Genomic DNA, 8,896 nt, shown 5'->3' on the forward strand with positions numbered 1-8,896 from the left:
TCGATCGTGGTGGAGCGCGACGCCCTCGCACCGGTGCTCGTCCGCGCCGTGCAGATCGACGACTGAGCCGAGCGTGTTCCCCCGGCCGCCGGGGGTTCCGCCCGTCGGGGGTGCGCCCTAGGGTCGGATCATGGCCTCCGAACGCGTGACCCTAACCGTCTCCGACCCCGACGGGGAGCGCGAGGTCTCCCTCTCCAGCCCGAACCGGGTGGTGTGGCCCGACCTCGGCATCACCAAGGCCGAGCTGGCGGAGTACGTGCAGCAGGTCGCGCAGCCGTTCCTGTCGGCCAACGGCCATCGCCCCGTGTCGCTCGAACGGTTCCGCGACGGCGTCGGCGCGAGCGGGGAGCCGAGGGCGGAGGGCTTCTTCTCGAAGAACCCGCCCAAGGGCACCCCCGACTTCGTCGATGCCGTGACCGTGACGTACAACAGCGGCCGCCGACACCCGCAGATCGTGCTCACCCGGCCCAGCGCGATCGTGTGGGCGGTGCAGATGAACACGATCGTGTTCCACCCGTGGGCGTCGCTGGCGGAGAACTCCGACAACCCGGTGGAGCTGCGCATCGACCTCGACCCCCAGCCCGGCACCGGCTTCGCCGAGGCCGTGCCCGCGGCCCACGCGCTGCGGGAGGTGCTGCGCGAGGCCGGTCTGGAGGCGTTCGCGAAGACGAGCGGCAACCGCGGCCTGCACGTGTTCGCGCCGATCGAGCCGACGCACGAGTTCCTCGACGTGCGGCACGCGGTGATCGCGGCAGGGCGCGAGCTGGAACGACGCATGCCCGACCGGGTCACGACGAACTGGTGGAAGGAGGAGCGCGGCGAGCGGCTGTTCGTGGACTTCAACCAGGCCAACCGCGACCGCACCATGGCCGGCGCCTACAGCCCCCGTGCGCTCCCGGGAGCGACCGTCTCGACGCCGGTGCACTGGGACGAGCTCGACGACGTCGATCCGCGCTCGTTCACGGTGCGCAGCATCCCGCAGCGACTCGACGACATCGGCGACCCGTGGGCCGACATGCAGGCGACGCCGGGACGCATCGACACCCTCCTGGAATGGTGGGAGCGAGACCTGGCGGCGGGGCTGGGCGAGCTGCCGTTCCCGCCCGAGTTCCCCAAGATGCCCGGCGAGCCGCCGCGCGTGCAGCCCAGCAAGAAGAACGCCGCGAACTGGGACGAGAACGGCAACCCCGTCGAGGACTGACCCGGCTCAGCTGAGCACGTCGGCGAGGTCGTAACCCGCGACCGTGTCGAGCTGGTCGTACGTGCAGGAGCGCGCGTCGCGGTCGGGTCGCCACCGCTCGAACTGCACCGTGTGGCGGAAGCGCGCACCCTCCAGCTGGTCGTACCGCACCTCCAGCACGCGCTCGGGGCGGAGGCGCACGAACGACACGTCCTTCGACCCGCTGAACCGCGAACGCTCACCCTCGCCCGTCACGGCCGCTCCGGAGGCGTCTCGCTCCACGAGCGGCGCGAGCTCCTCCACCAGCTGCTGGCGCCGCGCGTCGCTCCAGGCCGCGACACCGCCGACCTGGCGCAGTGTCCCGTCGGCGTCGTACAGCCCGACCAGCAGCGAGCCCACCCCGGAGCCGGACTTGTGGATGCGGTAGCCGAGCGCGACCACGTCGGCGGTGCGGGCATGCTTGATCTTGAGCAGGGTGCGCTTGCCCGGCGCGTAGGGCTGGTCGAGCGGCTTCGCCACGACGCCGTCGAGCCCGGCACCCTCGAACTCCTCGAGCCAGCGGACGGCGGCGTCGCGGTCGCGCGTGGTGCGGGTGAGGTGCAGGGGATGCTCGACCGCCTCCATCACGCTCTCCAGCCGGGCGCGCCTCGTCTCGAAGCTCTGCGTCTGCAGGTCGTCCTCGCCGTACGCGAGCAGGTCGAAGGCCACGAACATGGCAGGGGTCTCCGCGGCGAGCTTCGCGATGCGCGAGGCGGCAGGGTGGATGCGCTGGCTGAGGGCTTCCCAGTCCAGCCGCTGCGCTCCCTGCGGCCCGGTCGCCACCACGATCTCCCCGTCGAGCAGGCACGGGCCGGGGAGCAGCTCCGGGATCGCGTCGACGAGCTCGGGGAAGTAGCGCGTGAGGGGCTTCGCGCCGCGGGATCCGATCTCGACGGTCTCGCCGTCCCAGGCGATCAGCCCGCGGAAGCCGTCCCACTTCGGCTCGAAGAGCAGTCCGCCGGGATGCTTCACGGGGTCGGGCACCGTGGCGGTCGCCTTGGCGAGCATGGGGGCGGGGATCTCGTAGCGCATGCACCCATCCTGGACCGCGGGCGTCGCGGGGAGGAAGGGGTTGCGGTCAGCCGAACAGGTCGCCCAGCTCCGCCGGCGTGCCCGCGTCGCGCAGCACGGTGTGCGCCGCGTGCCAGCCGGCCATGCCGTTGACCGCGGGGCCGGGCGGGGTCGAGGCCGAGGCGAGGTACACGCCGGGCATCGGGGTGCGCCAGGGTGCGGGGGAGAGCACGGGACGCCGCAGCGCCTGCCGCATGTCGAACACGCCCCCGGAGATGTCGCCGCCGATCTCGGCCGGGTTGAGGGCCTCGCGGGAGGACGCCGGCACCGCGTGGTGGGCGAGGATGCGGTCGCGGAACCCCGGAGCGAACCGCTCGACCTGTGCCGTGATGAGCTCGGTGGGGTCGAGGTCGCTGCCGCCGGGGACGTGGATGTAGGCCCACAGCACGGCCTTGCCCTCCGGAGCCCGCGTCGGGTCGAACACCGAGGGCTGCACCGCGAGCACGTAGGGCCGGTCGCTCACGCGCCCGATCGCCACCGCGTTCTCGCTGTTCCACACCTCGTCGCGGTCTCCGGCCACGTGCACGGTCGGGGCGTTCCGCACGTGCGGGTTGGCCCACGGCACGGGGCCGTCCAGGGCGAAGTCGACCTTGGCGGCGGCCGCACCGTAGCGGTAGGTACGCACGGCCCTGGCATAGCGGGCGGGGATGTCGGGGTGCGTGAGGGCGAGCCGCGGCGAGGTGTTCAGCAGCAGCACGTCGCCGCGCGCGGGGTCGCCCCCGTCGAGGCTGGCGAGGTCGCCGACGTGCACCCCGGTCTCGACGGTGCCGCCGTGCGCCTCGAGATCGGCGATCAGGGCGTCCGCGATGGTCTGGGATCCCCCGCGCGGGTACGGCCACCCTCCGGCGTGCGCGAGCGCGGCCAGCAGCAGCCCCGCCGCCGCGCCCGCGAGCGTCGGCTGCGGCGAGTTCGCGTGCGCCACGACCCCCGCCATCAGGGCGGCGGCCTCGTCGGTGCGGAAGGCGGCGCGGGCGAGGGGAGTGCCCTGATCCAGCATCCGCACCGCGTAGCGCGCCGCGGTGACGGGGTCGCGCGGGATGCGCAGGAGCTGGTTGCCGGTGAAGTCGGTCACGCCGTCGATGTGCGTGGTGAGCGGCCGCAGTCGTCGCAGCCAGGCGTCGCGGTCGGGCCCGAGGTCGGCCGCGGTGCGTTCGAGGTCGCGCCACGCGATGGCCGCTCGCCCGTCGTCGAGCGGGTGGGCGAAGGAGATGTCGGGCCGGATCCACGTGACGCGCTCGTCGAGGCCGAAGGCCCGGAAGAACGGCGAGGCGAGGGCGGCGGGGTGCACGGCGGAGCACACATCGTGCCGGAACCCCGGGAGCGTGGTCCCCTCGGTCGTGCGCAGGCCACCGCCCGCGGTGTCCGCCGCTTCGAGCACGCGTACCCGGTATCCGGCTCTGGCCAGCGCGACGCCCGCCGAGAGGCCGTTCGGTCCGGAGCCGATGATCGTCGCGAGGGGCATGGCGCCAGTCTCGCACGCGGCAGACGGTCGGCCGAGGGGGTTGCGCCATGCGATCCTGGAAGGGATGAATGAAGTCCAGGGCCCGACCCCCGCCGGCACCTCCCGTCCGTACCGCTCGCTGCCGGAGGCGCTCCGCGCCCACCGCATCGATCCGGTGAACCACGCCTTCATCGGCGAGATCGTGGACCAGATCGGGGTGACCTCCCTGATCGACCGCGGTCGCTACATCGAGGCCATCCGCCGGGGCGACGGCGCGGCGCTGCACATCGGCCGCACCTACACCAACGGATTCACGGAGGACGAGGTGGTCACGGTGGGCTCGACCCGCCTGCGCCTGCAGCCGAGCGAGGGGCGCGCACCGTACTTCTACGTCACGCACCCGAGCGAGTTCGCGCCGCCGACCGCCGTGCGGGCCAAGCGCTCCTCCGCGCCGCGCACTCCCGCGGCCCCGCGCACGCCCGCGGCGCCCAAGCCCGTCGAGCGCGACTACGGCGTGTGCGACGTGTGCTTCATGGTGAAGACGCCCGCGGGCGGCTGCGGCTGCGACTGACCCGCGACCGTGTGATGCAGGCGCCCAGCGTCAGGCGAAGGCACTCATCCCCGTGATGTCGCGGCCGAGCAGCAGCGCCTGCACCGACTCCGTGCCCTCGTAGGTGTGGATGGCCTCGATGTCGGCGAGGTGCTGCATCACGCCGTTCTCCAGCAGGATGCCGTTGCCGCCGAGCAGGTCGCGGGCGGTCGCGGCGATGCGGCGGGCGGCGCGGGTGTTGTGGAACTTCGCAAGCGAGGCCTGGGTCGGCCGCAGCTGCCCCGCCTGCTCCAGGTCGGCCATCCGGCGGCAGTACAGCTGCATCGCCGTGAGGTCCTCCAGCATGTGCGTCAGCCGCTCCTGCACCATCTGGAACTTGGCGAGCGGCTTGCCGAACTGCACGCGCTCCTTCGCGTAGGCCAGCGCGGCCTCGTAGCAGGCGGTCGCGTGGCCGAGGGCCGACCACGCGACACCCGAGCGCGTGGCGTACAGCACGGTCGACGCATCCTTGAAGCTCGTCGTCCCCGGGAGCACGGCGTCGAGGGGCACGCGCACGTTGTCGAGGCGGATGTGGGCCTGGTGGATCGCGCGCAGCGAAGCCTTGCCGCGGATCACGGTGCCGGTGTAGCCCGGGGTGTCCTGCTCGACGAGGAAGCAGCGCACGGCGCCGTGCTCCGCGGCCGACTCGTCGTCGACCCTGGCCCAGACGAACGTGATGCCGCCCGAGGCGCCGTTGCCGATCCACTTCTTGGTGCCGCGGAGCACCCAGGAGTCGCCGTCGCGGCGCGCGGTGGTCTCCAGGGAGACGGAGTCGGACCCGTGGTCGGGCTCGGTCAGTGCGAACGAGCCGAGCACGGAGCCGTCCGCCAGCGCGGTGAGCCACCGTTCCTGCTGGGCGGGGGAGCCGAACAGCGCGAGGGTTCGAAGGGCCAGGCCGCCCTGCACCGCGAGGATCGTGCCGAGGGAGCCGTCGCCGCGGGAGATCTCCATGTTGACCAGCCCGGCGGCGAGGGGGGAGAGGCGCGTGAGCGACGGGTGGTCGATGCCGTCGACCACGAGGTCCAGCTCGCCCATGCGGCGGGCGGCGTCGAGGGGGTACTCGGCGCGGTCCCAGGCCTCGGCCATCTGCGGGGCGACCTCGTCGACGTACGCCTTGGCGCGGTCCCAGGCCTCGCGGTCGGCCGCGGGGATGTCGGTGAACACGGCGTAGTAGTCGCTGTCCTGCCGGCCGGTGACGTCGTACGACGAGACGCGCTCGCCGGGGAACGGGGAGGCTTCGATGCTCATGGGTGCTCCTTCGTGGACCTGAGTATCGTACTCCTCGATACTGGGTCCCACGAGCCCCGAGCCCGCCGCGGTATCAGTCGAGCCGGGAGCGCAGCCGCCGCGTGACCTCGGCGACCGGCATCGCCCGCGGGAACACCGCCACCACCACGTCGTCCGGGGCATCCGCGGCGGACCCGTCCGCGACGCCGTAGCGCCGCCGCACATCCGCGAGCGCCGACTGCAGGGTCGACAGCGGCACCTTCCTGCGGCCACGCAGCAGCTGTCGCAGCACGTGATTGTGCACCGCGGTGACGAGCGCCGCGAACCCGACCGCGTCGAGCGGATCGACGCCGGGGAGGGCGCCGCGCAGGTACTCGTCGAACAGTCGCTCGTAGCGGAACACCGTGATGATCTCCCGCTCGCGCAGCACCGGCACCTGGCGCACGATCTGGTAGCGGCGACGTGCCATCTCCGGGTCGCTGGAGAAGTGCGCGAACACCGATTCCGACGCCGCGCATACCGCCGCCCACGGGTCGTCGTGCCCCTCGGCGAGGAACTCCCTGAGCTGATCCAGCAGGACCTCGTGGTCGGCGAAGACCACATCCTCCTTGCCGCCGAACTGTCGGAAGAAGGTCGAGCGGGACACCCCCGCGGCCTTCGCGATCTGCTCGACGGAGGTCTGGTCGAAGCCCTGGGTCCGGAAGAGCTCGAGGGCGGCGGCGACGACGGCGTCGCGCGATTCGGGGAAGTCTCGCATGACGAAATCCTAGGTCCTCGTCGACCGGCCGCCGCGGTCATCGCCGCCCGCCCCGCGCTCCGGAGCGGTCAGGCCGAGGTAGTAGGCTGGGGGACTGGTCGATGTCTCGACATCGAGAGAATCACCAGACCAACAGCAGCCCAGTGAAGGAACCACAGTGGATCTGTACGAGTACCAGGCACGAGACGTTTTCGAGAAGTACGGAGTGCCGGTCCTCGCCGGCATCGTCGCCGACACCCCCGAGGAGGTGAAGGCGGCCGCCGAGAAGATCGGCGGTGTGGTGGTCGTCAAGGCCCAGGTCAAGACCGGTGGCCGCGGCAAGGCCGGCGGTGTCAAGGTCGCCAAGACCCCCGATGAGGCGTACGAGGCCGCCAAGGCGATCCTCGGCCTCGACATCAAGGGCCACGTCGTCAAGCGCGTCATGGTCGCGCAGGGCGCTCGCATCGCCGAGGAGTTCTACTTCTCCGTGCTGCTGGACCGCGCGAACCGCTCCTACCTGAGCCTCTGCTCGGTCGAGGGCGGCATGGAGATCGAGGAGCTCGCGGTCGAGCGCCCCGAGGCCCTCGCCCGCGTCGAGGTCAACCCGCTCACGGGCATCGACAAGGACAAGGCGGTCGAGATCGCCCGCGCCGCGAACTTCCCGGAGGACCTTGTCGAGAAGGTCGCCGACGTGTTCGTGAAGCTCTACGACGTCTACAAGGGCGAGGACGCGACGCTGGTCGAGGTCAACCCGCTCGTCCGCACCGAGGAGGGCGACATCATCGCCCTCGACGGCAAGGTCACGCTCGACGACAACGCGTCGGAGATCCGCCACCCCGAGCACGAGGCGCTCGAGGACAAGGACGCCGCCGACCCGCTCGAGGCCAAGGCCAAGCAGAGCGGCCTGAACTACGTCAAGCTCGACGGCGAGGTCGGCATCATCGGCAACGGCGCGGGTCTGGTCATGTCCACGCTCGACGTCGTGGCCTACGCGGGTGAGAACCACAACGGCGTCAAGCCGGCCAACTTCCTCGACATCGGCGGCGGCGCCTCGGCCGAGGTCATGGCGGCGGGCCTCGACGTCATCCTCGGCGACCCGCAGGTCAAGAGCGTGTTCGTCAACGTGTTCGGTGGCATCACGGCGTGCGACGCCGTGGCCAACGGCATCAAGGGGGCACTGGAGACCCTCGGCGACACGGCCTCGAAGCCGCTCGTCGTCCGTCTCGACGGCAACCGCGTCGAGGAGGGCCGCGCGATCCTCGCGGAGTACGCGCACCCGCTCGTGACCCTAGCCGCAACCATGGACGAGGGCGCCGACAAGGCCGCCGAGCTCGCCAACGCCTGAGACTGAAGGACGAGAGAAATGTCGATCTACCTCAACAAGGACTCCAAGGTCATCGTCCAGGGCATCACCGGCGGCGAGGGCACCAAGCACACCGCGCTCATGCTCAAGGCCGGCACCCAGGTCGTCGGTGGCGTGAACGCGCGCAAGGCCGGCACCACGGTCTCGCACACGGACAAGGACGGCAACGCCGTCGAGCTCCCCGTCTTCGGCTCGGTCGCCGAGGCCATGAAGGAGACCGGCGCCGACGTGTCGATCGCCTTCGTCCCCGGCGCCTTCACGAAGGACGCGATGATCGAGGCCATCGACGCCGAGATCCCGCTGCTCGTCGTCATCACCGAGGGCGTCCCCGTGGGCGACTCGGCCGAGGCCTGGGCCTACGCGCAGAGCAAGGGCAACAAGACCCGCATCATCGGCCCGAACTGCCCCGGCATCATCACCCCCGGTGAGGCGCTCGTCGGCATCACGCCCGCGAACATCACCGGCAAGGGCCCGATCGGCCTCGTGTCGAAGTCGGGCACCCTGACCTACCAGATGATGTTCGAGCTGCGCGACCTGGGCTTCTCCACCGCCATCGGCATCGGTGGCGACCCGGTCATCGGCACCACGCACATCGACGCGCTCGCCGCGTTCGAGGCCGACCCCGAGACCAAGGCGATCGTGATGATCGGCGAGATCGGCGGCGACGCCGAGGAGCGCGCGGCGGAGTACATCAAGGCGAACGTCACGAAGCCGGTCGTCGGCTACGTCGCGGGCTTCACGGCTCCCGAGGGCAAGACCATGGGTCACGCCGGTGCGATCGTCTCCGGCTCTGCCGGTACCGCGCAGGCGAAGAAGGAGGCCCTCGAGGCCGCGGGCGTGAAGGTCGGCAAGACGCCGTCCGAGACCGCCGCGCTGATGCGCGAGATCATCGAGGCGCTGTAAGGCGTACACTCGTAGCGAAGGCCCCGGGCTCCACCCCGGGGCCTTCGTCGTGTCCGGGGCATCGTCGTGCCCAGGTCCTCGTCGCGTCCGGTCTCAGTGCGCCGACGTCACGGCGTCGAGCAGGCGGTCGAGTGCGCGGTGTGCCTGCCGTCGCGCCGCGGTGTCGTCGGGGCGGGCGGCGAGCCACAGGGCGAGCTCGTTCATGGCGCCGGACAGCGCGGCGGTGAGGGCGTCGACCTGTGCGGACGGGACCCCGGCCTCGCGCAGTCCCGCACGCAGCTCCTGCTCCGGCCCCTCGGCGTCGAGCCGACGCCACTGCTCCCAGCCGAGCACGGCGGGGGCGACGA

At 71.7% G+C, this 8,896-nt stretch carries 9 protein-coding genes; 4 read left to right on the forward strand and 5 right to left on the reverse strand.

The features are described 5' to 3' along the window. Positions 1-130 precede the first annotated feature (130 nt). Positions 131-1,201 carry a non-homologous end-joining DNA ligase gene (ligD, locus tag DW299_RS07425; RefSeq protein WP_136036211.1) on the forward strand — a complete coding sequence of 357 codons (1,071 nt, stop codon included), beginning with the start codon at positions 131-133 and terminating at the stop codon, positions 1,199-1,201. A 6-nt stretch (positions 1,202-1,207) separates the two neighbouring features. On the opposite strand, the gene DW299_RS07430 is transcribed toward ligD, so the two are convergent. Both DW299_RS07430 and DW299_RS07435 read right to left on the reverse strand, forming a co-directional pair. Next, the gene (locus DW299_RS07430; RefSeq protein WP_136036212.1) at positions 1,208-2,251 is read right to left on the reverse strand and encodes an ATP-dependent DNA ligase; all 1,044 of its coding nucleotides are present in this window, start codon (positions 2,249-2,251) and stop codon (positions 1,208-1,210) included. Between the two features lie 46 nt (positions 2,252-2,297). After that, positions 2,298-3,752 carry a phytoene desaturase family protein gene (locus tag DW299_RS07435; RefSeq protein ID WP_136036213.1) on the reverse strand — a complete coding sequence of 485 codons (1,455 nt, stop codon included), beginning with the start codon at positions 3,750-3,752 and terminating at the stop codon, positions 2,298-2,300. Between the two features lie 64 nt (positions 3,753-3,816). Here DW299_RS07435 and DW299_RS07440 point away from each other — a divergent pair, with 64 nt between their 5' ends. Continuing rightward, complete coding sequence (locus DW299_RS07440) at positions 3,817-4,302, forward strand: hypothetical protein (protein WP_136031186.1); 486 nt, start codon at positions 3,817-3,819, stop codon at positions 4,300-4,302. 30 nt (positions 4,303-4,332) lie between these two features. On the opposite strand, the gene DW299_RS07445 is transcribed toward DW299_RS07440, so the two are convergent. Both DW299_RS07445 and DW299_RS07450 read right to left on the reverse strand, forming a co-directional pair. Next, positions 4,333-5,568: an acyl-CoA dehydrogenase family protein gene (locus DW299_RS07445; RefSeq protein ID WP_136036214.1), complete on the reverse strand. Its 1,236-nt coding sequence runs from the start codon at positions 5,566-5,568 to the stop codon at positions 4,333-4,335. 73 nt (positions 5,569-5,641) lie between these two features. Beyond that, a complete protein-coding gene (locus DW299_RS07450) occupies positions 5,642-6,304 on the reverse strand; it encodes a TetR/AcrR family transcriptional regulator (RefSeq protein WP_136031183.1) in 663 nt (220 codons plus the stop codon). A 157-nt stretch (positions 6,305-6,461) separates the two neighbouring features. On the opposite strand from DW299_RS07450, the gene sucC reads away from it, so the two are divergent. Both sucC and sucD read left to right on the forward strand, forming a co-directional pair. Further along, positions 6,462-7,628, forward strand: a complete 1,167-nt coding sequence (sucC, locus tag DW299_RS07455; protein ID WP_136031181.1) for an ADP-forming succinate--CoA ligase subunit beta — start codon at positions 6,462-6,464, stop codon at positions 7,626-7,628. 18 nt (positions 7,629-7,646) lie between these two features. Continuing rightward, positions 7,647-8,549 carry a succinate--CoA ligase subunit alpha gene (sucD, locus tag DW299_RS07460; protein WP_136036215.1) on the forward strand — a complete coding sequence of 301 codons (903 nt, stop codon included), beginning with the start codon at positions 7,647-7,649 and terminating at the stop codon, positions 8,547-8,549. Between the two features lie 93 nt (positions 8,550-8,642). On the opposite strand, the gene DW299_RS07465 is transcribed toward sucD, so the two are convergent. Beyond that, a partial coding sequence (locus DW299_RS07465; RefSeq protein WP_522731637.1) for a TetR family C-terminal domain-containing protein occupies positions 8,643-8,896 on the reverse strand: 254 nt, incomplete at its 5' end.

Origin of the sequence: Microbacterium sp. K35, assembly GCF_004794375.1 — a bacterium.
GTDB classification, from domain to species: domain Bacteria; phylum Actinomycetota; class Actinomycetes; order Actinomycetales; family Microbacteriaceae; genus Microbacterium; species Microbacterium sufflavum.

What these genes read in the sequence shown, in the direction of transcription:
- ligD (WP_136036211.1), top strand. Translation starts at nt 131, where the DNA reads ATGGCCTCCGAACGCGTGACCCTAACCGTCTCCGACCCCGACGGGGAG.
- DW299_RS07430 (WP_136036212.1), bottom strand. Translation starts at nt 2,251, where the DNA reads ATGCGCTACGAGATCCCCGCCCCCATGCTCGCCAAGGCGACCGCCACG.
- DW299_RS07435 (WP_136036213.1), bottom strand. Translation starts at nt 3,752, where the DNA reads ATGCCCCTCGCGACGATCATCGGCTCCGGACCGAACGGCCTCTCGGCG.
- DW299_RS07440 (WP_136031186.1), top strand. Translation starts at nt 3,817, where the DNA reads ATGAATGAAGTCCAGGGCCCGACCCCCGCCGGCACCTCCCGTCCGTAC.
- DW299_RS07445 (WP_136036214.1), bottom strand. Translation starts at nt 5,568, where the DNA reads ATGAGCATCGAAGCCTCCCCGTTCCCCGGCGAGCGCGTCTCGTCGTAC.
- DW299_RS07450 (WP_136031183.1), bottom strand. Translation starts at nt 6,304, where the DNA reads ATGCGAGACTTCCCCGAATCGCGCGACGCCGTCGTCGCCGCCGCCCTC.
- sucD (WP_136036215.1), top strand. Translation starts at nt 7,647, where the DNA reads ATGTCGATCTACCTCAACAAGGACTCCAAGGTCATCGTCCAGGGCATC.